A 22,008-nucleotide genomic window follows, 5' to 3' on the forward strand; every position below is an offset into this window, starting at 1 on the left:
TACTGACCGACTGGTACAGTTTGACGCATGGTCACCACCGAGGTCACGATGTCGTCCCGTCGACGCTGGGTGGCGCTCGGCATCCTGATGCTCGCCTCGCTGCTGCTGGCGATCGACGGGACGGTGCTGGCGCTGGCCGTCCCCGCCCTGACCACGAGCCTGTCGCCGACCGCCGAGCAGGTGCTCTGGATCGGCGACGTCTACTCGCTGGCGCTGGCCGGGCTGCTCGTGCTGATGGGCAACCTGTCCGACCGCTTCGGTCGCCGGCGGGTGCTCCTGCTGGGCAGCGCGGCGTTCGGAGCGGCGTCGGTGCTCGCCGCGTTCTCGACGTCGCCCGAGATGCTCATCGCGGCCCGGCTGATGCTGGGCGTGGCCGGGGCGACCCTGATGCCGTCGACGCTGTCGCTGATCCGCAACATCTTCACCGACGACGCCGAGCGCACCCGGGCCATCGCGCTATGGGCGACGTCGTTCGGTGCCGGGTCGGCCATCGGTCCCCTGGTCGGCGGGGCCCTCCTCGAGCACTTCTGGTGGGGCTCGGTGTTCTTGATCAACGTCCCGGTGATGGTCGTCGTGCTGATCGGCGGAGCCCTGCTGCTGCCCGAGTCGAAGAACCCCGAGCCGGGACGGTTCGACGTGCCGTCGGCGGTGCTGTCGATCGTCGCCCTGACCGGGGCGGTGTACGCGATCAAGCACGTCGTCGCCGCGGGCCTCGACGCGCAGACCGCCGTGACGATCGTGGTCGCCGTCGTCGCGTCGACCGTCTTCGCCCGTCGTCAGCGCCGGCTCGACGACCCGCTGCTCGACCTGACGCTCTTCGGCTACCGGTCGTTCTCGGGGGCGGTGCTGTCGAGCGTCATCGCGATCTTCGCGCTCGTGGGGCTCATGTTCTTCTTCTCGCAGTACCTGCAGCTCGGCCGCGGCATGAGCCCGCTGCAGGCCGGCGTCGCCGAGCTGCCGGCCACGCTCGCCTCGGTCGTCGTGGTCGTGGTGATCGCGGCGATGGTGCGGCGGCTCGGATACGGTCGCTCGGTCGCGACCGGGCTGGGGATGGCCGCCGCGGGGCTCGCCGGCGTCTCGCTCGCGGCCGGCAACGCCCACTACGCCTGGCTCGCGATCGCCATGGTGCTGATCGGCCTGGGCGTCGGCATCGCGATGACGCTGTCGGCCGACGTCGTCCTCGCCGCCGTCCCGCCGACCAAGGCCGGTGCCGCGTCGGCGATCACCGAGACCGCCAACGAGCTCGGGGTCGTCCTCGGCATCTCGGTGCTCGGCTCGCTGCTGTCGTTGACGTACCGCGGGTCGCTGTCGCTGCCCGACTCGCTCGGCGGCACCGAGAGGTCGGCCGTCGAGGACTCGTTCGCGTCCGCCGTGACGGTGCTCGACCCGGGGTCGCCCGTCTTCGCGGCCGCCCGCGAGGCCTTCGTCGGGGCGGTGCAGACGACCGCCCTCGTGGCCGCCGTCGCCGCCGTGGTCGCCGCGGTCGTGGCGTGGCGGATGATCCCGCACGGCCGCGACGTGTCCGTCGTCGGCGCTCACGACGCGGCCGGCGAGTAGGGTCTGGCGGATGGGGCGCAAGGCCGGACGGTCGCCGGACGACACCCGACGCGACATCCTCGACGCGGCGCGCGCGGCGCTGGTGCAGAAGGGACGCTCGGCGAGCCTGGCCGACATCGCCCGCCAGGCGCAGGTCACCAAGGGCGGCCTGCTGTACCACTTCGGCACCAAGGAAGATCTCTTCGCGGCGCTGGCCGACGACCTCCTGCGCTCGTTCGACGAGCTGCTGCTGTCGATGGTCGAGCCGGACGACCACGAGCCCGGACGCCTCTGCCGCGCCTACGTCCGTGCGTCGTTCGTCCCGTGGACACCCGACGACCTCGACGCCGTGAGCCCGATCGTCATGGCGATCGTGGTCGACGACGAGCGCGTCGCCGCAATCGTCGAGAGGTTCACCGTCGACCTCGACGCCCGCCTGCGTGACGACGGGCTGCCTGCCGAGGTGGTCGAGCTGGTCGTGGCGGCCGCCGACGGCGCATCGATGCAGCCGCTGTGGTGGGCCGGCACCGACCAGGCGCACCGGCAGCGCCTCGAGGACAGGCTGATCGCCCTGACGCTTCAGGGGTGACTCCAGGAACGCCGTCGGGGCCCCGTGACCGGTTGCTCGCGTCGATAGCCTCGGGGCATGGACGCGTCGATCCTCCCGGCCGCCTCGCTCGTCGGGCTCAGCCTCCTGCTGGGGTGGACGGCCCACGTCGCAGCGCACGACGAGCTCGCGCGCAACGGCCTCATCGGCATCCGCATCAAGGCGACCATGGCCTCCGACGAGGCGTGGCGTGCTGGGCACCGCTCGGCGGCACCGGTTCTCCGCGTCGCGGCGTGGGCGTGCGGGTTCGCGGGTCTGGCCGGCAGCATCCTCGCCGTCGTCGGCCTCCGCGGCGCGGTCGTGCTGGTGGTCGTCGGCTACGTGGCGTTCACTGGCCTGCTCGTGCTGGCGATGCTCCGCGCCCACCGTGCGGCTCAGGCCGTCGGGACCGGCGACGACTCCCGCTCGTGAGGCCCTCGCCGATCTCGACGAACGTGTCGTGCACCGATCGCAGGGCGGCCTCGCGCTCGTCCGGGTCGAGACGAGCCGGCCCGTACGTGACGACGGGGTCGAGGACGCGGTAGCCGACGAACTCGAGCATCCCTCGGCGGATGTGGAAGACGAAGTCGTCCATGGGGCCGAACGCCCCGTCCGGGCCGAAGGCGTCCTGGGGTCCGCCGGTGGTCATCAGCAGCACGGCGTCCTTGCCCGCCAGGGCGGCTTCGTCGAACAGCCCGTGCTCGCCGCCGAACGTCGCGCCCATCACGAAGACCCGGTCGATCCATCCCTTCAGGATGGCCGGCACCGAGAACCACCACATCGGGAACGACAGCACCAGCAGGTCGGCCGCGAGCAGGCGATCGAGCTGGTCCTGCACGACGTCGTCGACCGTCCCGTCCGCGACGGCCCGCATCTGCTCGGCCTGCGGCTTGAAGGCTCCGTCGATGCCGGGAAAGTCGTCGCGCCGCAGCACGGGCTGCCAGGCATCGGCGTACAGGTCGATGACGTCGACCTCGTGACCCGCCGCGGCGAGCGCTCGCGCTGCGGCGGCGGACTGCGCGGTGCTGAACGAGTCGGTCTCGGGGTGGGCGTGGACGAGGAGGACGGTCGTGGTCACGGCCAAATCATATCGAACTATCGCGATATGTCGATCAGATGGTCGCGTGGAGCAGGTCCATCGCCTCGGCGATGCGCGCCTCGTCGCGGCGGTAGTGGGTCCACTTGCCCACGCGCGTCGAGGTGACGAGCCCGGCCCGCTCGAGGGTGGTCATGTAGCTCGAGACCGTGGACTGGGCGAGGCCCGACTTGGCCTGGAGGTGGGTCACGCACACCCCGACCGTCTCCCGGTCCGCGATGGGCTCGAACTCGGCGAAGCTCGTCACCGGCTCGCGCAGCCACTGCATGAGCTGCAGCCGCGCGGGGTTGGCGAGCGCCTTGAGCACCTCCGACAGGTCTCGCTCGGTCGTCACGTGGTGCTCTCCTCGGTCGCCGGTCACATCACACTATCTCGATGCGTTCGCAGGTCGCCCTGGGTCATGGGCGCGGGACGGCTGCCAGCGCGGTGTCGGCGATGGCGAGCACCTCGGCGGTGGTGCCTCCGTCGCGAGCGCATCCGGACATGCCGCGCATGACGGCCACGAGGAAGGCGGCCAGCTCGTCGGGCCGGACGCTGGACGGCAGGTCGCCCTCGGCGACCCCGCGGGCGATGCGCCGCGCGAGCCGGTCGCGCAGAGCCTCTCGCTGCGGTGCGAGCCGCGGCTCGGTCAGCATGAGGCAGCCCAGCGGTGTGCGGGTGTCGGTGTGCGCGCGGGCCGTGTCGTCGAGCATCCGGGCGATGGCCGCGCGGGCGGTGGGCTGGGCGGCCGCGGCGTCGACGGCCTCGCAGGTGCGCTCGAAGTAGCGGGTGGACGCCTCGTCAAAGAGGTGGTCCTTGTCGCCGAAGGCCGCGTACAGGCTCGGGGGCGTGACGCCCATCGCCTGGGTCAGCATCGCGATCGACGTCTGGTCGTAGCCGGTGCGCCAGAACTGCTCGACGGCGGCCGCGAGCGCCTCGTCGCGGTCGAAGCTCCTCGGTCTGCCTGCCATGGCTCCAGCATACCGTAGTGATCGCTATGGAATGTGTTACCGTGGAGATCAATTCATAGTGATCGTTGCAGATAGGGATGGACATGCAGATCGAGAACGCCGTGGTGCTGGTGACCGGAGCCAACCGAGGGATCGGCGCCGAGTTCGTCGCACAGCTCAAGCAGCGCGGTGCCGCGAAGATCTATGCGGCCTCGCGCGCCGGCGACGTGGCCGTCGACGGTGTCGTGCCGATCCGCCTCGACGTCACCGACCCGGCGCAGATCCAAGCGGCGGCCGCTGCGGCCGGCGACGTCCAGATCCTGATCAACAACGCCGGCATCTCGACCGGCACGCCGGTCGTCTCCGGCGACGTCGCGGCCATCCGGCGCGAGATGGACACCAACTTCTACGGCCCGCTGCTCATGACCCAGGCCTTCGCGCCCGTGCTGGCGGCCAACGGTGGAGGCGCGATCGTCAACGTCGCGTCTGCGCTCTCGTGGTTCACGACGCCGGGGTCGGGCGCCTACGCGGCCTCGAAGGCAGCGGCCTGGAGCCTCACCGACAGCACGCGGCTCGAGCTCGCGGGGCAGGGCACGCACGTCGTCGCCGTGCACATGGGCCTGGTCGACACCGACATGGGCGCAGGCGCCGGTGCGGACGCGCCGAAGATCGCCCCGTCGACCGTCGCGGCTGCCGGCCTGGACGCCGTCGAGTCGGGCCTCGACGAGGTGCTGGCCGACGACTGGGCGAAGCTCGTGAAGTCCGGGCTGACCCTCGGCCCGGGCGAGCGCTACGAGCGGATCTTCTCGGCGCTCTCGGGCAGCTGAGCCGCGGGGCGGGTGGCGGGGGAGTTGCCTCCGCCCCGCCCCGTCGACAGCACTGCGTCGTGCGGGCACCGCCGGACCGACGTAGCGTCGAATCATGACCAAACTCGCGATCATCTACTACTCCAGCTACGGAACCATCCACTCGATGGCCACCCGCCTGGCCGAGACGGCCGAGAGCGCCGGCGCCGAGGTGCGCCTGCGTCGGGTGCGGGAGACCGCGCCGGACGACGTCGTGCAGAGCGTCGAGCCATGGGCCGCCCACGCGGCATCGGTCGCCGACCAGCCGGTCGCCGAGCCCGCGGACCTCGACTGGGCGGACGCGGCGATCTTCGGCTCGGGCACGCGGTACGGCCACGTGACCAGCCAGCTGCAGGCGTTCATCGACACCCTCGGACCGCTGTGGCAGGAGGGAAAGCTCGCCGACAAGGTCTATGCCGCGATCACCTCGACCTCGACGCAGCACGGAGGTCAGGAGACGACTCTCGAGGCCATGAACACGACGTTCGCGCACTTCGGCGGCATCATCGTCCCGCCCGGATACACCGACCAGGTCAAGTTCAACGACGGCAACCCCTACGGTGTGAGCAAGACCGCCGGGAGCGACCTGGACGACACCGACCGTGCGGCGCTCGACCACCTGGTGACGCGCGTGCTCATGGTCGCGGGCAAGCTCCGCGGCTGACCCCCGCCCACGCCCTCACGTGACGGAGCCCACGGATCGCGATGTGCGGTTCGGGGGCCCCGTCGTGGGCTTCGGTGCTCGATGCTCGGCCGTCGTCGACGAGGTGGCCCTGTTGCGGGACGCGAGGGTCGCGAACGCCTCGGTGAGCTCAGGTGGGCCGACCACCTCGACATCGGCGTCGAACCGGTTGAGCGATGCGGCCAGTGCCACCCAGGACCACGACCCGGCTTCGAATCCGCACCGATCGGGCCCGAGGTGCTCGACGCTGCCGTCGCCGGCGAAAGGAAGGACCTGCTCGGCCGGCAGGTGGATGATGACGGTGCCGGTGCACGGCCAGCGGTTGGCGTGCGCGGAGCCCTTGAAACGGGCCGACACGTAAGCGGCCACGTCGCCACCGGGTAGCTCGCGCGGGCTGAACCGTGCTCCGTTGGGCGTCCGAGGCGTGATCCGGTCGGCGCGGAACAGGCGCCAGTCGTCGTGCTCGAGATCCCAGGCGACGAGGTACCAGCGGCCGTGCGAGGTCACGAGGTGATGGGGTTCGACCCGGCGCGCAGAGGTCGGCTGCGAGGTGGTCTCGGGACGGCCGTCCGTGTAGTCGAACCGCAGCACCTCGCGAGCTCGGGTAGCCGTCGACACCGTGACGAGCACCTCGGGCGAGACCGGCGCGAGGATGGCGTCGCTGGGACGGCCCTGGACGGTGGTGAACTGCAGTGCGTTCAGCCTGTGGCGCAGCCGCGAGGGCATGACCTGCCGCACCGTGGTGAGTGCGCGCAGGGCCGCCTCGTCGATACCCACGCCTGTGGTGGCGGCCGTCTGCAACGCCACGGCGAGTGCGACGACCTGGTCGTCGTCGAACAGCAGGGGTGGCAGCTCGCTGCCGGCATCGAGTCGGTACCCGCCCTCGGGGCCCATGGCGGCGTGGATGCTGTAGCCCATCTCGCGCAACCGATTGACGTCTCTACGCACGGTGCGGTGGCTGATTCCCAGTCGCTCGGCGAGCACGGGGCCCGGCCAGTCGCGCCTCGTCTGCAACAGCGACAGCAGGCTGAGCAGCCGCGAGGTCGTGGTCATCCCGGAACACTAGGTGATGTCTAGGACAGAAAGAGACCTACAAGGATGGAAGGTTCGAGGGTGCCGAGGGGAGAAGCCCCGAGGCATCGACCCAGGAGAAGTCATGAGCTTGACCACCACCACCCACCTCAACTTCCGCGGCGACGCGCGTGCGGCGCTGGAGTTCTACCAGTCGGTCTTCGGAGGCCGGACCGTCGTCCGGACCTACGCCGAGCTCGGCATGCCCGGGGATGCACCGGGTGCGGACCATGTCGTCTTCGGGCAGGTCGAGACCGCCGACGGATTCCGCCTCCTCGCCTACGACATCCCCGGGCAGGCGGGCCCGTCGGCAGGTATGGCCGGGTCCACACGTCGCGAGAACGGCGTCACGATCACCGACCAGACGTTCTTCGTGTCCGTGGAAGGGCAGTCCTTGGAGGAGGTGCAGGGCTACTGGGACAGGCTCTCGGTCGGCGGCTCGATCGTCGAGCCGTTGGCAGCATCGGCCTGGAGTGCCGGGTTCGGCATGCTCACCGACCCGTTCGGGGTGACCTGGGTGCTCGGCGTCGTCGCCGACCGTCCCACCGACTAGGACCCCGGGCGACCCGCGGCACGGACGGCTCGGCCCGTCCGCGCCGCGACCCCACCCTCTGCGCCGTCCGCCCGGGAGCGCGTGATCGTGCGGAAGGCGCCCCATGGCGTCACAGGACACTTGCCGGTCGAGGTGGTCGAGCACCTGGCGGCTCGTGGGGTGACCCCGGTCCGTCGCCTCGGTCGACTGGCCCTCGTGTTGACTGGCACCGTCGCTCGGCGCAGCGGGTGCCAGCGCGACCCTGCGTCCCACGCGAGCCCCGACCGAGCAGATGGAGGCACACCACATGACCGACAGCCCAGCCGATCTGATCCTGCGCAACGCGCACTTCCTGACCGGGTCGGTCTGGCAGCGGGGGAGCATGGTCGTGTCCGACGGGCGCATCGTCTCGATCGGGTCGTCGGACGACGCCGCGTCTCGACGCTCGTCGAGCACCGAGGTGCGCGACCTCGACGGCGCGTGGGTCACACCGGGTTTCCACGACGCGCACGTCCACCCGACCTCGGCCGGGCTGGAGATGAACGCGTGCGACCTCGGCGGGGCTACGACCGCCGACGAGAGCGTCCAGGCCGTGGCTGCCTACGCGCGCAACCGTCCGGACGTCCCGTGGATCCTCGGCGGCGGATGGAGCATGGAGGCGTTCGAGCGGGGCACCCCCACCGCGGCGCTGCTCGATGCCGTCGAGCCCGACCGGCCGGTCTACCTGCCGAACAGGGACCACCACAGCGCCTGGGTCAACAACGCGGCCTTGGCGCTGGCCGGGATCGACGAGCGCACCCCCGATCCCGCCGACGGCCGCATCGAGCGCGACGCGAGCGGGCGGCCGACCGGGTGCCTGCACGAGGGCGCGATGTCCCTGGTCGCCGACATCGCACCCCGGCCGTCGTCCGACGACCTGCGCGAGGCGCTGCTCTCGGCGCAGGCCCACCTGCACTCGCTGGGGATCGTGGGCTGGCAGGACGCGCTCGTCGGCACGGGCCTCGGGATGGCGGACTCGTTCGACACCTACATCGACCTGGCAGGGACGGGACGGCTGACCGGCAAGGCAGTGCTCGCGCTCTGGTGGGACCGCGACCGTGGTGCCGAGCAGATCCCGGAGCTCGTGGAGCGCCGATCTCGCGCGCTGGCGCACGGGGTGCGGGCCACGGCGGTCAAGATCATGCAGGACGGAGTGTGCGAGACGTTCACCGCGGCGGTCCTCGACCCGTACCTCGACCGTGACGGTCACGCCACCGACAACCACGGCATCTCATTCATCCCGGCCGATGACCTGCGCGAGTTCGTGGCGCAGCTCGATGCCCTCGACTTCCAGGTGCACGTCCACGCGCTGGGTGACCGAGCGGTGCGCGACAGCCTCGACGCGGTGGAGCACGCACGCGCACGCAACGGCGATCGTGGCAACCGTCATCACCTGGCCCACCTGCAGATCATCGCCCGTGACGACCTGGCTCGCTTCGCGTCGACCGGCGCGATCGCCAATGCCCAGCCCCTGTGGGCGTGCCGCGACGCCCAGATGGACGAGCTGACCCTCCCGTTCCTGAGCTCCACCGCGCGCGAGTCGCAGTACCTGTTCCGCTCGCTGCTCGACGCGGGCGCCGGGCTCGGCTTCGGCAGCGACTGGCCGGTCTCGTCAGCGGATCCGTTGGCGGGCATCCACGTCGCGGTGAACCGCCGGCCCCCGGGCGAGACCGACGCGGAGCCGCTCGTCGAGGCCGAACGGCTGACGGCAGCCGAGGCCTTGAGGGCATACACCAGCGGCAGCGCCTACATCAACGGGCTCGAGAGCAGCACCGGCGTCCTCGAGCCCGGCTTCGCCGCCGACCTGGCGGTCCTCGACCGCGACCCGACGACGGACACCACCCGGCTCTCGGACACGCGCGTCCTGCACACCTTCGTGGACGGACGTCAGGTCACTCCCTGAGGGCGAGGGCGAAGTGCCTCCTGCAGCTGCGTGTCCTGCTACGGCAGGCTCACATCACGGCTGCCACGCATGGCAACATCTTGTCAGCCCCCCGGCGCCCATCTGCCCCGAGGGGCTGGGGCGTGGCCCGTTGCCGGCTGCTCGATCCGCAGGTTTTAGGAGACGAGCACCGGCCTGCTGATCGTCACGGATCGCGAGGACGTGCCTCTCGGATGACCGCTTGGGCGAGGCTCCCGTCCATGCTGGGACCGCTGAATGTCCCGTGAATCTCCAGCGCGAGCCCCGCGGTGCTGCGACCTGCTGCTGAGCCGCGCTGGGGTTCAGGAGCGGCTGCGGAGCCCGCCGCTTGCCAGCACCGCGTCGATCGCCGCCGAGGCTCGGGAGTCGGGCCACGCATCGCGAGCCTCGACCGTGGAGAGGTAGAAGCCGTGGCAGATCAGGTAGATCGCATCGGCCAGCGCCGCGGGATCGGGCACCCCGTCGTCCGTGGCTGCCTGCAGCAGGGCCTGACGATGCTCGTCGGCGTCACGCTGGAGATCGGACAGGATCGCGACGGGGTGGCCGAGCTCGGCGAGTGCGTGGATGAGCATGTGGCGGATGACGAGGTCATCCGGCTCCGTGGTGCACGACCAGGTGGCGAGCGTCCGTAAGCGGTCGCCGGGACGGGCCTCCGCGACGACGCGTGCCATCTCGACGTGCCAGAGCGCCATCGTGTGGTCGAGGGCGTTCTTCAAGAGCGCCGCTCGCGTCGGCAGGTAGTTCGTCACGATCGCGGTGGAACCGCCCATCGCCCGTGCCACGGACCGGTACGACACTGCGTTGACGCCGCTCTCCCGTGCCACGTCGAGGGTCGCCGCTGCGATCTCCCGCAGGCGGTCGTCGACGTTCACCTCGATCGGCATGAGCCGAGCATACGGTCGCGCTCGGGCGCGTGGGCACCGGCTTCGTCGAGGCACCCGTCCTCGACGGCAAGGTCGTGACAGGACCTTGACGGTGTGACCCGACCCACCTATGGTTATCTGCAACATCGTTATGCAACAGTGTTGTTCAACGTGCCGAGGAGTAGCTGTGAATCTGTTGGATCGTCCTGAGGCTGCAGGCCTGCTCGTGCGCCCGCCATCTCGCCCCAAGCAGCGCTTGGTCGCCGTCGTGCTGGGGGTGGCCGCGGTAGGGATCGTGGCCGGTGGCTGCAGTGGAGGCACGACAGGGTCGAAGCGTGACGGTGCTGCGCTCGAGCTCGTGAACACCACGCCCAAGGGCGCCGGGGCCGTCGAGGACGTCACGTGGGCGCTGCCCGACGGCGAGCCGCCGACGATCGACCCGGCCAAGAGCGGCAGCGAGTCGTCCAACACGGTCGTGACGAACTTGTGCGACAGTCTCCTGCGCCTCGAGCCCGACTGGTCGATCTCGAGCGCTCTGGCGACCAGCGCCGAGTGGACCGACGACACGACGTTCGTGATCGCGCTGCGTGATGACGCCACCTTCTGGGACGGCAGCAAGGTCACGGCCGATGACGTGGTCTTCAGCCTCCAGCGTCAGATGGACCCCAAGACCCAGGCGGTCAACGCTTCGGTCTTCGACAACGTCGACACGATCAAGGAGACGGGGCCGCTCGAGGTGACGATCTCGTTCACCGCCCACGACTCGGTGTTCCGCGACGCGATGGCATCGATCGCGGGCGACATCATGCAGCGGGCGTTCACCGAGAAGACGGGTGACCAGGTCGGCACCCCCTCGGGTGGACTGATGTGCAGCGGCGCGTACTCACTGGTCTCGTGGACCTCGGGCAAGGACATCAAGATCACGGCGAACGACGCGTGGTGGGGAGGCAAGCCGAAGGTCCAGAACCTGACCTTCGAGTTCATCTCGGACGACGCCACGCTGACCAGCGCCCTGGCGGCTGGCGAGATCGACGGCTCGTTCGGTCTGCCGCCCGGAAGTGTCGCGGGTCTGCGCAAGTCCGGCAGCGGATCGGTGTTCGCCGGGCCGAGCTCCTCGTCGATCAGCATGAGCCCCACGACGAGCGACGGCCCTGCCGCCGACCCGAAGATCCGGGCAGCCCTCGATCTCGCGATCGACAAGAAGGCCTTCGTCAAGAACCAGCTGCGCGGCGCCGGCGAGGTGCAGAAGACGCTCACGCCCGAGCTGGTCTGGTCAGGCGACGATGCCGCAGCGACGTATCGAGCCGGTTACGACGCGCTCCCCGACACCGATCGCGACCTGGCCGCGGCCAAGAAGCTCCTGGCGACGACGACGGTCCCCGACAAGACGCTGACGATCGCCGTCAGCGCAGGTGACCAGCTCACGCTGCAGGCGGCGACCCTTGCGCAGGCCGCCGGCAAGGAGCTGGGTATCGAGCTCAGGATCAAGCAGCTCCAGGCCACCGAGTTCTCCGAGCTGTTCTACGACGCGGCCAAGCGCGAGAGCGTCGACTTCGTGGTCACGACCGGATACATCGAGTACCCAGGAGCGCTCGTGTACGCCTCGCTGTTCGCCCTGCCCGACACGATCTTCAACTGGTCCGGCTACTCCGACGACGAGGTCACGACGAAGCTGCAGGAAGCGAGAGCGGCCACCGACCCGCAGGCTGCTGCTGCCGCCTTCGTCGACGCGCAGAAGGTCTTCGCGCCCGCCAGGCTGCAGATCTCGTTCGCGAACGCCTACTCCTTGCTGTTCATGAACAAGCGCATCACCGGTGCGCCGGCGTCGTTCTCCTACATCAGCACTCCGTGGGCAGCCGATCTCGGCGGGACGAAGTAGCCCGCCGTGCTGACACCTGCCTTCGTCGGCCGTCGCCTGCTCGGGCTCGTCGTCACGCTGCTGGTGGCGAGCGTCGTGATCTTCGGCTCGCTGTACCTGTCGCCAGGCGACCCCGCGGCTCTGCTGGCCGGCGGTTCGACCCCGAATCCCGAAGCGCTGGCGCAGATCCGCGCCGACTTCCACCTGAACGACCCGTTCTGGAGCCAGTACTGGCACTGGCTGTCGGGTCTCCTCCAGGGTGACCTGGGCAGGTCGGTCGTGTTCCGGTCGGACGTCGTGGACCTGCTGGCGAGTCGAGTCGTGACCTCCCTGATGCTCGTCGTCTACGCGGCCACGCTCATCATCGTCATCGGCGTCGGACTGGGCTCCCTGGCGGCGCTCAGGGGCGGGCGCATCTCGACGGCCGTCACCGTCGTCACGACCATCGGCATGGCGGCGCCGACGTTCGTCGCGGCGATCGTGTTCGTCTGGCTCTTCTCGACGCAGCTGGGCTGGTTCCCGATCTACGGTTCGGGCTCTGGGCTCGTCGATCGCCTGTGGCACCTGACGTTGCCGGCCGTCGCGCTGAGCCTCACCTGGATCGCCTACGTCTCGCGCATCACCCGGTCGGCGGTCTCGGCCGAGCTGGAGAGCGAGCACGTCGTGACGGCGACGAGCCGCGGTCTGCCCCGACGATCGATCGTCCGGCACCACGTCATGCGCAACGCGGCTGCTCCGGTGCTGACGATCTCGGGACTGACGGTCGCCGGCCTGTTCGCCGGCACGGCCGTCGCGGAGCAGGCCTTCGGCGTCAACGGCATCGGTGCCCTTCTCATCGACTGCGCGGCCAAGCAGGATCTCGCCGTGGTGCAGGTGATCGCGATGTTCATGGTCGCGGCGTTCGTCGTCATCAACACGGTGGTCGACGTCATCAGTGCCGCCCTCGACCCGCGGCTCGTCGCGTCGGCGGTGGACGCATGAGCGCCGCGCAGCTGGCGGCCCGTGGTCGTCCCGACGTCATCAGGCGCGCCGCGTCGATCGGCCCCCTCTACGTGTTCTGCGGGGTCGTGTGCCTGGCCTTGATCGTCGTGGCCGTGGTCGGTCCCTGGATCGCTCCCCATGACCCCACTCGTACCGACGTCATCGAGGTGTTCGCGGGCTCGAGCCCGACCCATCTGCTCGGCACTGACGACACGGGCCGCGACATCCTCTCGCGGCTGATCGTGGGCACCAGGGTGAGTCTTGCGGGCCCGGCTCTCGTCGTGCTCCTGTCGACCGTGCTCGGCGTCGCCGTGGCCGTCACCGCCGCGTGGCTCGGCGGCTGGGTCGACGCCGCACTGTCGCGCGTCGTCGACATCCTCTTCGCCTTCCCGGGACTGATCCTCGCGGTCGTCGCGGTCGCGCTGTTCGGCACCGGTTTCGTCTCCCCCGTCGTCGCGCTGAGCATCGCCTACGTCCCGGTCGTCGCCCGGGTGCTTCGCAGCGCCGCGATCAAGGAACGCAACCTGCCGTACATCGCGGCGCTGCGGGTCCAAGGGGCGTCGGGCTGGTCGATCTGCTTCAAGCACCTGGTGCCCAACCTGATGCCACTGGTCGTCGCGCAGGCGGCCGTCAGCTTCGGATACGCGATGCTCGACCTCGCGGCGATCTCGTACCTGGGCCTGGGCATCCAGCCGCCGAGCCCCGACTGGGGCGTCATGGTCGCCGAGGGCCAGCCGTCCATCATCAACGGCTACCCCCAGCAGTCGCTCTACGCGGGGCTGCTCGTCGTGGTCGCGGTCGTCGCCTTCAACCTGGTCGGCGAGCGTGTCGCCCAGCGGTTCGAGACGGCTGGTGCACGATGACGTCGCCGCTGCTCGAGATCGACCGGCTGCGCGTGCGCCTGCCGGTGAACGGAGCTCACCGGACCGTGCTGCACGAGGTGTCGCTGAGCGTGGCCGCGGGCGAGGCCGTCGGGCTCGTGGGCGAGTCGGGCTCCGGCAAGTCGATGACGGCCCGGGCCGTGATGCGGCTGCTCCCGCCGCGGGCCGAGGTGTCCGGCGACATCCGTTTCGCCGGTGCATCGGTGCCCGAGATGGGCGCCGCCGACCTTCGACGTCTGCGGGCCGACGACGTCGCGATGATCTTCCAGGACCCCCGGGCGCACATCAATCCCGTGCACTCGATCGGCGACTTCCTGACCGAGTCGCTGCGCCTCAACGGCAAGGTCACCCGTTCCGCCGCGACGGCGCGTGTGGTCGCGCTGCTCAAGGAGGTCGGGATCTCCGACGCCGAGCGGCGACTGCGGCAGCACCCGCACGAGCTGTCGGGAGGGTTGCTCCAGCGGGTCATGATCGCGGCGGCGCTCGTGGCCGAGCCTCGTCTGATCCTCGCCGACGAACCGACGACGGCGCTCGACGTGACGACGCAGGAGGAGGTCATGGCCATCCTCGACGAGCTGCGGCGCGATCGGGGCCTGGCCATGCTGTTCATCACCCACGACCTCGAGCTCGCGGCAGCCGTCTGCGACCGGATCGGTGTCATGTACGCCGGCTCGATCGTCGAGGACCGGGATGCTCGCGAGCTGCACGAACGCAGCGGCCACCCGTACACGGTCGGGCTGCTGGGCGCCCGTCCCGACCTGCTCGGCGATCGTGCACCGCTCGTGGCGGTCCCCGGTCGTCCCTTGTCGGCGTACGAGGTCGGCGACGGGTGCGCGTTCCGCACCCGGTGCGAGCTCGCCCAGCCCCGATGTGGTGACGACGTTCCGCAGCTGCGTGAGATCGCCGGAGGCTCCGTGGCCTGCCACTTCGCAGAGCAGGTCCTCGACTCGCGAAAGGTCGTCCTGCCTCATGACTGAGTCGTTGCTGGAGCTCCGCGAGCTGCGCAAGGTCTTCCACGTACGTCGTGCCGATGGCGGAGGACGCGAAGAGCTGGTCGCCGTCGACGGCGTCGATCTCGTCGTGCCGGTGGGAGGTGCCGTGGCCATCGTCGGCGAGTCCGGATCGGGTAAGTCGACCTGCGCGCGCCTGACCGTCGGGCTGGAGCAGCCGACGTCGGGCCAGATCCTGCTCGGCGGTCGCGAGTGGTCGAGCGGCCGGGTGTCCGCGCGGGAACGCCGGCGTCGTGCCGGGATCGCGCAGATGGTGTTCCAGGACCCGTACCAGTCGCTCGACCGGCGGCAGCAGGTCCGCGACTGCCTCGACGAGGCCCTGCGGCTGCGCGGCCACGGTGACGCCAAGCGACGATCTGCTCGGATCGACGAGCTCCTCGACCAGGTCGGTCTCGACGAGCGGCAGGCGGCCTCGTTGCCGAAGAACCTGTCCGGTGGCCAGCGCCAGCGGGTCGCCATCGCCCGGGCGCTGGCGGCCGAGCCCCAGCTCCTGATCCTCGACGAGGCGGTGGCGGCACTCGACGTCTCGATCCAGGCGCAGGTGCTCAACCTGCTCGCCGACATCCGGGCCAGCACCGGGATCGCCTTCTTGTTCATCTCGCACGACCTGGCCGTGGTGCGGCAGCTGTGCGACGACGTCGTCGTGATGCGCCACGGCCGCGTCGTCGAGCGTGGCGAGGCCACCGCCCTCCTGCGCGATCCCCAGGAGGAGTACACGCGTCGGCTGGTCGCGTCCATCCCGCGCGCGGGATGGACGCCCATGCGTCGCGGTGGGGTCGCAGGCATCCCCGAACAGCACGATGAGGAACGACCATGACGAAACTCGACGACACCCCGACCATCGCGATCACGCGTGTGGGCCCCGGGGAACCGTCCGGCGATGCCACCGAGCACATGGTGCGCATGCGTGACGGTCTGCGGCTGGCCACCGATGTCTACCTGCCGGCGAGCGGGCAGCCCACCGAGGCCGTCCTGGTCCGTCTGCCGTACGGCAAGACCGGTGAGTACACGTACATGCCGCGCATCGCCCCGCGGTTCGTCGAGGCCGGCTACGCGGTGGTGGTCCAGGACGTCCGCGGCAAGCACAGGTCGGAGGGCGAGGCAGTCCCGTGGGTCAACGAGGTCGCGGACGCCCACGACACGCTGGACTGGATCGTCCAGCAGGAGTGGTCGAACGGCCGGGTGGGCATGTGGGGGGAGTCTTATTACGGGTTCACCCAGTGGGCGGCGGCCTCCAACGGTCACTCGGCTCTGCGCGCGATCGTGCCGCGCATGACCGGCACCCGCCTGGGCGGACCGATCGTCGACGACGGACCGGAGTGGTTCATCAACCGCGAGTACCGTGCGACGTTCTTCGTCGACCAGGACACCTATCTGTGGAAGCCCACGTGGCAGCGTCCGTTCGCCGAGGAGTTCGAGCGATTCTTCGAGACGATCGGTCGTCGTTCGCCCGCCTGGGATGCCGACTTCCCCCACCTCGACGTCACGCGTCGGTTCCCGAACGGGCACCCTTTCGACGCACACGCCGTGCCGACCCTGTTGGTGCTGGGATGGTTCGACAACTGTGCGCACTTCGGCTGGCGCGACTACGCCGACCTGATGAGCCGCCCGGCCTGGCGCTCGCTGCTCCACCTGCGCGTCGAGGCCATGGACCACGAGTCCTACCACTACGGCGACGTGCCCATCGACGAGTCGACCGATCACATGGTGAGCCCCGCTGCCATGGAGGCGTCGATCAGCAGGACCGTCGACCCCGCCGTCGAGTTCTTCGACGTCTATCTGCGCGAGGACCCGGCTGCACCGCTGCCGGCCAAGGTCTCGTGGGAGCACGTCAACGGCGACTGGCAGCGGTCGCAGACCTGGCCTCCGCCGGCGAGCGACACGACCTCGCTGACGCTGGTGGCCGGTGACGGTGTGTCCGACGGCCGGCTCTCCTCGACGGGGGGCGCCGAGGAGGAGTCGTCCGTGCGGTGGGTCCACGACCCCCAGGACCCCGTGCCGTCGCCGTACGCCAACACCTTCGCGATGCTGGCCGAGCTCGCGGACGAGCAGCACCTCTCTGCGCGACCGGATGTCCTGACCTTCACGGGCGGCACGCTGACAGCACCGGTGGACCTCTGCGGCCCCGTGGAGCTGCACGTCACCGTGAGCACCACGGGCCCGTTCATCGACGTCTTCGTGCGGTTGCTCGACGTGTCGCCGGACGGGACGGCCCGCTTCATGGCACGCGGACAGTCGCGGGTGCGGGACGCCGTCGAGCCCACGACGGCCACCGTCTCCCTCGCGCACGTCGGGTATCGGCTGCGTGAGGGTCACCGGCTCCGGCTGCTGATCGCCGGCAGCGACTCGCCCGAGTACGTCACCGCCCCCGGCACCGCCGAGGACCCGTGGCTGACCACGAGAACCGAGACGAACGAGCACACGCTGCACCTGGGCGGCCAGAACGGGGCGCGACTGACGCTCATGGTCGCCGATCCCGGGTCGGTCGGCATCTGAGCGACGCTCGGGTGAACGCCGCAGACCGATCGAGATCGACCCACCGCGGTCGGCACATGCCGTTGTTTTTCGGCCAAGGGCTAGGTCGGTGAATGGGCTCCTGTCACCTTTCCTTCGCTGGCGCGCACGGAGTGCCGACGGGCTTTGAGGCGGTTGATGTGGTCGGTGCTGGCGCAGCGCCGCACCCGGCCCGGAAACCGCGTCACCAGATCAGTCCAGGCCAGCACGAGGGTGAGCCCCATGGCCGCGGTCCCGGCGACGTCCGGGCGCCACATCACGACGTCACCATCGATGACCGGTCGCCCCGACGCCCCGTCCAGGTGCCGCTGGAGGGCGCTCGCGTCCGCCTCGCCGCGGATGATGCGGTGCAGGTCGTCCCTGACGCTGCGCAGCACGGGCCTCGACGCACCCCGAGACCGTAAGGCTCGGAACGGCGAGAAGGACCCCGCTGCCGCCCGGTGGGGGTTGTCGACAGGATGGGCTCGCCACTATGGTCGGCGCGTTGGGCCCCGCGGGACTCGAACCCACAACCCGCGGATCTTGAGCGCTGCAAGAACGCGTCCTCGCTGGTGGGTCCATCGAGAGGGACTTCACTGCGTTTACAGCGCCTTCGACTGCGACGAGGTGTCGTAGGCAATTCCGGCGCACATCGAGGTAGACCCATCGTGGGTCATTCGGTGGGTGATGTGCGGAGCTTCCTGCTCGGTCCCGCCGACCTCCTCCGAGAGGCGGACAGCCGAGCTCGTGAGCGTCAGCCGCGAAGCCGTCACACGGCTTCAGCCCATGACTGTCCCGGACAAATTCGCGCGCGTCTGATCGGCCAGCCGTGCGGGGGCCAGCTCTCCAGCGCGGAATAACGTCGTCACGGGGTCGTGGCTGGCGTCGATCTGCCGAAGCCGGCTTCTGCGGTGAGGTGCTTCATGAGAGGGCGGGTACGAAACGGCAGGGGAGTCGACACGATCATCGTGGTGACGGTGTGCTGCACCCCGTCCAGCTCGATCATGTTCGTCACCACCTCCTGCAGCTCGCGGTGGGTCGGTGCCGCGATGCGGACGAGAAGATCTTCGCGACCGGCCTGGGTGTTGATCTCGAGCACGTGGACGACCTCGCTCAGTGCGGCGACGACCTGAGCCATCTTGCGCTGGTCGAGCTCGAGCGCGACGAAGGCCTGGATGGGAACGCCGACGGCCTCGAGGTCTATCAGCGGCATGAAGCCGTTGAGGACGCCGGTCTCCTCCAGGCGTCGGATCCGCGACAGCACGGTGTTGCGAGCCACGCCGAGCGAGCCGGCGAGGTCGGCGACGGCTGATCGGGCGTTGTCGGTGAGCTTGCCGAGAATCTCTGAGTCGAGCCGGTCGATGCTGAGCATATGTGACACCTCAGGTCGTGTTCGCTTGCGCTGACTGACGCTGGAGTCACATTGTGCCCAGCACTATTGACCCAAAGTACCCAATCCGTCAGCGTTACCGGACCAGAACCATCATCTATCTCGAACTCAGATGATCAGATCGTCGTAAGGAGGGCACATGAGTGCCTCGCAGCTGGCTGGAAGCCACCCGAGCATCTTCGAGCTGGGCGGGGAGATCAGGCTCGAGTCCCACGAGAGCGTCCGTCTGCACCACGACGAGAAGACCGGTCTCAAGGCGATCATCGCGATCCACGACTCGCGCCTGGGGCCGGCGCTGGGCGGCACGCGGTTCTACCCGTATGCCAGCGACGCGGACGCGTTGACCGATGTCCTGCGACTGTCCGAGGGGATGACCTACAAGGCGGCCGCAGCGGGGTTGCCACTGGGCGGAGGCAAGGCCGTCATCATCGGCGACCCGGCCACCCTGAAGTCGCCGGAGCTCCTGGAGGAGTACGGGCGGTTCGTCGACTCCTTGGGCGGTCGCTACATCACGGCGGGGGATGTCGGGACGACGTCGGACGACATGGATGTCATCGGCCGGACGACGTCGCACGTCGTCGCGCGGACTGCCGCTTCGGGCGGCTCGGGTGACAGCGGCTTCTCGACGGCGTTCGGGGTCTTCAGCAGCATCGAGGCAGCGGTGCGGGTGTCGTTCGGTCGTGCGCCGCTGGCGCCGGTGACGGTCGGCGTCGAGGGGGCGGGCAAGGTCGGCTTCCAGCTCATCGGACTGCTCCTCGAAGCGGGTGCTCGCGTGGTGTTCAGCGAGCAGAGTCCCGCTGCGCGCGACCGTGTGCATGCGGCGTACCCCGAGGTCGACGTGAGGGACTCGGTCATCGACGCCGAGGTGGACGTCTACGCCCCGTGCGCTCTGGGAGCCACGCTCACCCACGACTCGGTCGGCGACCTGAAGGCGCGCATCGTCTGCGGTGCGGCGAACAACCAATTGCTGACGGACTCGGTCGAGGACGACCTGGCCCGCCGCGGGATCCTCTGGGTGCCCGACTACGTCGCCAATGCGGGCGGACTGATCCAGGTCGCCGCCGAGCTCCGCAGCAACGACTCCGCTGGGGTGCATGACCGGGTCGGCGCACTGGGTGCCTTCGTGGAGACGATGCTGATCAAGGCGGCGACCGACGCCGTCACGCCGGGGCGTGCGGCACGCGAGATCGTCGACCGGCGGCTCGACCAGGTGACCGGAGCGATCTCGTGACCGACGACCTCTTCAGCCTGCTCAGCCCCGACGGGGTGCTGTCGGACGCGGCGAACGCGTCGGTCGACCTGCGCGGGATGTTCAGCGACATGGTGATGAGTCGCCGCGTCGACACCGAGGCGATCGCCCTCCAGCGTCAGGGCGAGCTGGGTCTGTGGCCGTCGATGCTCGGTCAGGAGGCTGCTCAGGTGGGGGCGGGACGTGCCCTCAACCCTCGCGATGTCGCGTTCCCGACGTATCGCGAGCACGGCGTGGCGTGGTGCCGGGGCGTCGACCCGGTGAGCCTGCTGGGGCTGTTCCGCGGGACGACGCTGGGCGGGTGGGACCCGACGGCCAACAACTTCAACCTCTACACGCTGGTCATCGGTGCCCAGACGCTGCATGCCGTCGGCTACGCGATGGGTATCGTCCGCGACGGGGACGTCGGCACGGGAGACCCGGAGCGTGACCGCGCCGTGCTGGTGTTCCTCGGCGACGGGGCGCTGAGCGAGGGCGAGACGAACGAGGCATTCGTCTGGGCAGCGGCGCAGAACCTGCCGATCGTCTTCTTCTGCCAGAACAACCAGTGGGCGATCTCGGCTCCCTACTCGGTGCAGAGCCGCGTCCCGGTGGCCCAGCGTGCTCAGGGGTTCGGGTTCAGAGGTGTCCGCGTCGATGGCAACGACGTCGTCGCCAGCCACGCCGTGACGGTCGAGGCGCTCGAGCAGGCGCGTGCGGGCAACGGGCCGACGCTGATCGAGGCCTTTACGTATCGCCGCAACCCGCACACGACGTCGGACGACGACGGCCGTTACCGCGAGGGCGCCATGACCGACGACTGGACGACGCTCGATCCGATCGAACGCCTGCGCACCTACCTGACGACGATCGGGACGGACGAGGACTTCTTCGCCGAGGTGGCGTCCCAGGAGACCGAGCTCAGCGAGCGGCTGCGGGCGGGATGCCGCGCCCTGCCGGATCCCGAGCCCGCATCGTCGTTCCTGCACACCTATGCCGAGATGCCGGCCGACCTGGAGCGTCAGATGAACGACCACCTGGAGTACGTCGCAGCCGGAGAGGCGGACCCCGCATGAGCACGGCCATCGCCCACGCCCTGAACGAGGGACTCCGCTCCGTCATGGAGGAGGACGACAAGGTCCTGCTCATCGGGGAGGACATCGGCCGTCTCGGCGGGGTCTTCCGGGTGACCGACGGTCTGCAGAAGGACTTCGGCGAGCAGCGCGTCGTCGATGCGCCGCTCGGCGAGGCAGGCATCGTCGGCAGCGCGATCGGCCTGGCCATGGCCGGCTACCGACCGGTGTGCGAGATCCAGTTCGACGGCTTCGTCTTCCCTGCGATGAACCAGATCATCACGCAGCTCGCGAAGTACCGGCACCGTTCCGAGGGTCGCGTCTCGCTGCCCGTCGTCATCCGCATCCCCGTCGGCGGAGGCATCGGGGCGATCGAGCACCACTCGGAGTCTCCTGAGGCCTACTTCGCCCACACGGCCGGCCTGCGGGTGGTCAGCCCGTCGTCTGCCCAGGAGGCCTACGACCTCATCCGGGCGTCGGTCCGCAGCGACGACCCGGTCGTGTTCCTCGAACCCAAGCACAACTACTGGCTCAAGGGCGAGATAGACAGGTCCGCGGCACCTGCGCCGATCGGGACAGCCAAGGTCGTCCGCCCCGGCGACGACCTCACCCTCGTGACGTACGGCGCGCTGGTGCCGACCGCGGTCAAGGTCGCCGCTGCGGCCGCCGAGGACGGACGGTCGGTCGAGGTCATCGACCTGCGATCGCTGTCTCCGATCGACGACGCCACGATCTTCGCCTCGGTCGAGCGCACGGGCCGCCTCGTCGTCGCCCACGAGGCGTCGCAGACAGCGGGGCTCGGGTCGGAGATCGTCGCACGCGTCCAGGACGAGCTCTTCTACTCGCTGGAGGCGCCGGCCATCAGGGTCACGGGATACGACACCCCTTATCCGCCCAGCCGGCTCGAAGGTGATTGGCTCCCTGGCCTCGACCGGATCCTCGACGCCATCGACCGCAGCTTCACCTACTGAGGGAAGGGAGCAACCACATGACG

Annotated in this window: 23 protein-coding genes; 16 read left to right on the forward strand and 7 right to left on the reverse strand. The window is 69.8% G+C overall.

The features are described 5' to 3' along the window. Positions 1 to 27: 27 nt before the first annotated feature. From DX116_RS08690 to DX116_RS08700, 3 genes are read left to right on the forward strand one after another with little or no spacing between them, the layout of a single operon-like run. Positions 28 to 1,557, forward strand: coding sequence for an MFS transporter (locus DX116_RS08690; RefSeq protein ID WP_119703706.1), 1,530 nt, complete (start codon positions 28 to 30; stop codon positions 1,555 to 1,557). Positions 1,558 to 1,567: 10 nt separating this feature from the next. Further along, a complete protein-coding gene (locus DX116_RS08695; RefSeq protein ID WP_119703707.1) occupies positions 1,568 to 2,125 on the forward strand; it encodes a TetR/AcrR family transcriptional regulator in 558 nt (185 codons plus the stop codon). Positions 2,126 to 2,182: 57 nt separating this feature from the next. Continuing rightward, positions 2,183 to 2,554 (forward strand): SdpI family protein, encoded by a 372-nt coding sequence (locus tag DX116_RS08700; protein WP_119703708.1) that lies wholly within the window; start codon positions 2,183 to 2,185, stop codon positions 2,552 to 2,554. Here DX116_RS08700 and DX116_RS08705 read toward each other — a convergent pair. The 3 genes from DX116_RS08705 to DX116_RS08715 form a co-directional block, all read right to left on the reverse strand. Then, positions 2,472 to 3,200 carry an NAD(P)H-dependent oxidoreductase gene (locus DX116_RS08705; protein WP_199715964.1) on the reverse strand — a complete coding sequence of 243 codons (729 nt, stop codon included), beginning with the start codon at positions 3,198 to 3,200 and terminating at the stop codon, positions 2,472 to 2,474. The genes DX116_RS08700 and DX116_RS08705 overlap by 83 nt on opposite strands. A 34-nt stretch (positions 3,201 to 3,234) precedes the next feature. Continuing rightward, the gene (locus tag DX116_RS08710) at positions 3,235 to 3,552 is read right to left on the reverse strand and encodes an ArsR/SmtB family transcription factor (protein WP_199715965.1); all 318 of its coding nucleotides are present in this window, start codon (positions 3,550 to 3,552) and stop codon (positions 3,235 to 3,237) included. A 64-nt stretch (positions 3,553 to 3,616) separates the two neighbouring features. Further along, positions 3,617 to 4,168: a TetR/AcrR family transcriptional regulator gene (locus DX116_RS08715; RefSeq protein WP_119703710.1), complete on the reverse strand. Its 552-nt coding sequence runs from the start codon at positions 4,166 to 4,168 to the stop codon at positions 3,617 to 3,619. 83 nt (positions 4,169 to 4,251) lie between these two features. On the opposite strand from DX116_RS08715, the gene DX116_RS08720 reads away from it, so the two are divergent. Next, positions 4,252 to 4,974: an SDR family oxidoreductase gene (locus DX116_RS08720; protein ID WP_119704203.1), complete on the forward strand. Its 723-nt coding sequence runs from the start codon at positions 4,252 to 4,254 to the stop codon at positions 4,972 to 4,974. 94 nt (positions 4,975 to 5,068) lie between these two features. Then, entirely contained in the window at positions 5,069 to 5,656 is a 588-nt protein-coding gene (wrbA, locus tag DX116_RS08725; RefSeq protein WP_119703711.1) for an NAD(P)H:quinone oxidoreductase, read from the forward strand. Between the two features lie 15 nt (positions 5,657 to 5,671). Here wrbA and DX116_RS08730 read toward each other — a convergent pair whose 3' ends face one another. Beyond that, positions 5,672 to 6,727, reverse strand: coding sequence for a helix-turn-helix transcriptional regulator (locus tag DX116_RS08730; RefSeq protein ID WP_119703712.1), 1,056 nt, complete (start codon positions 6,725 to 6,727; stop codon positions 5,672 to 5,674). Positions 6,728 to 6,830: 103 nt separating this feature from the next. Between DX116_RS08730 and DX116_RS08735 the strand changes: the two genes are divergently transcribed. After that, complete coding sequence (locus DX116_RS08735) at positions 6,831 to 7,298, forward strand: VOC family protein (protein ID WP_119703713.1); 468 nt, start codon at positions 6,831 to 6,833, stop codon at positions 7,296 to 7,298. Positions 7,299 to 7,584: 286 nt separating this feature from the next. Continuing rightward, positions 7,585 to 9,219, forward strand: a complete 1,635-nt coding sequence (locus tag DX116_RS08740) for an amidohydrolase (protein ID WP_119703714.1) — start codon at positions 7,585 to 7,587, stop codon at positions 9,217 to 9,219. Positions 9,220 to 9,539: 320 nt separating this feature from the next. On the opposite strand, the gene DX116_RS08745 is transcribed toward DX116_RS08740, so the two are convergent. After that, complete coding sequence (locus DX116_RS08745) at positions 9,540 to 10,121, reverse strand: TetR/AcrR family transcriptional regulator (protein WP_119703715.1); 582 nt, start codon at positions 10,119 to 10,121, stop codon at positions 9,540 to 9,542. 166 nt (positions 10,122 to 10,287) lie between these two features. On the opposite strand from DX116_RS08745, the gene DX116_RS08750 reads away from it, so the two are divergent. Genes DX116_RS08750 through DX116_RS08775 form a run of 6 tightly spaced genes read left to right on the forward strand, consistent with a single transcriptional unit; the run spans position 10,288 to position 17,326 of the window. Further along, positions 10,288 to 11,979 carry an ABC transporter substrate-binding protein gene (locus DX116_RS08750; RefSeq protein ID WP_158591944.1) on the forward strand — a complete coding sequence of 564 codons (1,692 nt, stop codon included), beginning with the start codon at positions 10,288 to 10,290 and terminating at the stop codon, positions 11,977 to 11,979. A 6-nt stretch (positions 11,980 to 11,985) separates the two neighbouring features. Further along, complete coding sequence (locus DX116_RS08755; RefSeq protein WP_199715966.1) at positions 11,986 to 12,939, forward strand: ABC transporter permease; 954 nt, start codon at positions 11,986 to 11,988, stop codon at positions 12,937 to 12,939. Beyond that, positions 12,936 to 13,802: an ABC transporter permease gene (locus tag DX116_RS08760; protein WP_119703717.1), complete on the forward strand. Its 867-nt coding sequence runs from the start codon at positions 12,936 to 12,938 to the stop codon at positions 13,800 to 13,802. Before DX116_RS08755 ends, DX116_RS08760 begins: the two co-directional genes overlap by 4 nt. Further along, positions 13,799 to 14,797, forward strand: a complete 999-nt coding sequence (locus DX116_RS08765; protein WP_119703718.1) for an ABC transporter ATP-binding protein — start codon at positions 13,799 to 13,801, stop codon at positions 14,795 to 14,797. Before DX116_RS08760 ends, DX116_RS08765 begins: the two co-directional genes overlap by 4 nt. After that, positions 14,790 to 15,647: an ABC transporter ATP-binding protein gene (locus DX116_RS08770; protein ID WP_119703719.1), complete on the forward strand. Its 858-nt coding sequence runs from the start codon at positions 14,790 to 14,792 to the stop codon at positions 15,645 to 15,647. The genes DX116_RS08765 and DX116_RS08770 overlap by 8 nt, the downstream gene beginning before the upstream one ends. Beyond that, positions 15,644 to 17,326 (forward strand): CocE/NonD family hydrolase, encoded by a 1,683-nt coding sequence (locus DX116_RS08775; RefSeq protein ID WP_119703720.1) that lies wholly within the window; start codon positions 15,644 to 15,646, stop codon positions 17,324 to 17,326. Before DX116_RS08770 ends, DX116_RS08775 begins: the two co-directional genes overlap by 4 nt. An 80-nt stretch (positions 17,327 to 17,406) precedes the next feature. Here DX116_RS08775 and DX116_RS08780 read toward each other — a convergent pair whose 3' ends face one another. Both DX116_RS08780 and DX116_RS08785 read right to left on the reverse strand, forming a co-directional pair. Continuing rightward, the gene (locus DX116_RS08780; protein ID WP_119703721.1) at positions 17,407 to 17,721 is read right to left on the reverse strand and encodes a hypothetical protein; all 315 of its coding nucleotides are present in this window, start codon (positions 17,719 to 17,721) and stop codon (positions 17,407 to 17,409) included. Between the two features lie 467 nt (positions 17,722 to 18,188). Continuing rightward, positions 18,189 to 18,695, reverse strand: coding sequence for an Lrp/AsnC family transcriptional regulator (locus DX116_RS08785; protein ID WP_119703722.1), 507 nt, complete (start codon positions 18,693 to 18,695; stop codon positions 18,189 to 18,191). Positions 18,696 to 18,852: 157 nt separating this feature from the next. Between DX116_RS08785 and DX116_RS08790 the strand changes: the two genes are divergently transcribed. Genes DX116_RS08790 through DX116_RS08800 form a run of 3 tightly spaced genes read left to right on the forward strand, consistent with a single transcriptional unit; the run spans position 18,853 to position 21,985 of the window. Then, a complete protein-coding gene (locus DX116_RS08790; RefSeq protein ID WP_119703723.1) occupies positions 18,853 to 19,944 on the forward strand; it encodes a Glu/Leu/Phe/Val family dehydrogenase in 1,092 nt (363 codons plus the stop codon). Next, positions 19,941 to 21,017, forward strand: coding sequence for a thiamine pyrophosphate-dependent enzyme (locus DX116_RS08795; protein WP_233556611.1), 1,077 nt, complete (start codon positions 19,941 to 19,943; stop codon positions 21,015 to 21,017). The genes DX116_RS08790 and DX116_RS08795 overlap by 4 nt, the downstream gene beginning before the upstream one ends. After that, positions 21,014 to 21,985, forward strand: coding sequence for an alpha-ketoacid dehydrogenase subunit beta (locus DX116_RS08800; RefSeq protein ID WP_119703724.1), 972 nt, complete (start codon positions 21,014 to 21,016; stop codon positions 21,983 to 21,985). Before DX116_RS08795 ends, DX116_RS08800 begins: the two co-directional genes overlap by 4 nt. Positions 21,986 to 22,008 lie beyond the last annotated feature (23 nt).

The sequence above is a fragment of the Aeromicrobium endophyticum genome, from assembly GCF_003586285.1.
Taxonomy (GTDB): domain Bacteria; phylum Actinomycetota; class Actinomycetes; order Propionibacteriales; family Nocardioidaceae; genus Aeromicrobium; species Aeromicrobium endophyticum.

Coding starts and splice junctions, on each gene's coding strand:
- DX116_RS08690 (WP_119703706.1), top strand. CDS start 28: ATGGTCACCACCGAGGTCACGATGTCGTCCCGTCGACGCTGGGTGGCG.
- DX116_RS08695 (WP_119703707.1), top strand. CDS start 1,568: ATGGGGCGCAAGGCCGGACGGTCGCCGGACGACACCCGACGCGACATC.
- DX116_RS08700 (WP_119703708.1), top strand. CDS start 2,183: ATGGACGCGTCGATCCTCCCGGCCGCCTCGCTCGTCGGGCTCAGCCTC.
- DX116_RS08715 (WP_119703710.1), bottom strand. CDS start 4,168: ATGGCAGGCAGACCGAGGAGCTTCGACCGCGACGAGGCGCTCGCGGCC.
- DX116_RS08720 (WP_119704203.1), top strand. CDS start 4,252: ATGCAGATCGAGAACGCCGTGGTGCTGGTGACCGGAGCCAACCGAGGG.
- wrbA (WP_119703711.1), top strand. CDS start 5,069: ATGACCAAACTCGCGATCATCTACTACTCCAGCTACGGAACCATCCAC.
- DX116_RS08730 (WP_119703712.1), bottom strand. CDS start 6,727: ATGACCACGACCTCGCGGCTGCTCAGCCTGCTGTCGCTGTTGCAGACG.
- DX116_RS08735 (WP_119703713.1), top strand. CDS start 6,831: ATGAGCTTGACCACCACCACCCACCTCAACTTCCGCGGCGACGCGCGT.
- DX116_RS08740 (WP_119703714.1), top strand. CDS start 7,585: ATGACCGACAGCCCAGCCGATCTGATCCTGCGCAACGCGCACTTCCTG.
- DX116_RS08745 (WP_119703715.1), bottom strand. CDS start 10,121: ATGCCGATCGAGGTGAACGTCGACGACCGCCTGCGGGAGATCGCAGCG.
- DX116_RS08760 (WP_119703717.1), top strand. CDS start 12,936: ATGAGCGCCGCGCAGCTGGCGGCCCGTGGTCGTCCCGACGTCATCAGG.
- DX116_RS08765 (WP_119703718.1), top strand. CDS start 13,799: ATGACGTCGCCGCTGCTCGAGATCGACCGGCTGCGCGTGCGCCTGCCG.
- DX116_RS08770 (WP_119703719.1), top strand. CDS start 14,790: ATGACTGAGTCGTTGCTGGAGCTCCGCGAGCTGCGCAAGGTCTTCCAC.
- DX116_RS08775 (WP_119703720.1), top strand. CDS start 15,644: ATGACGAAACTCGACGACACCCCGACCATCGCGATCACGCGTGTGGGC.
- DX116_RS08785 (WP_119703722.1), bottom strand. CDS start 18,695: ATGCTCAGCATCGACCGGCTCGACTCAGAGATTCTCGGCAAGCTCACC.
- DX116_RS08790 (WP_119703723.1), top strand. CDS start 18,853: ATGAGTGCCTCGCAGCTGGCTGGAAGCCACCCGAGCATCTTCGAGCTG.
- DX116_RS08800 (WP_119703724.1), top strand. CDS start 21,014: ATGAGCACGGCCATCGCCCACGCCCTGAACGAGGGACTCCGCTCCGTC.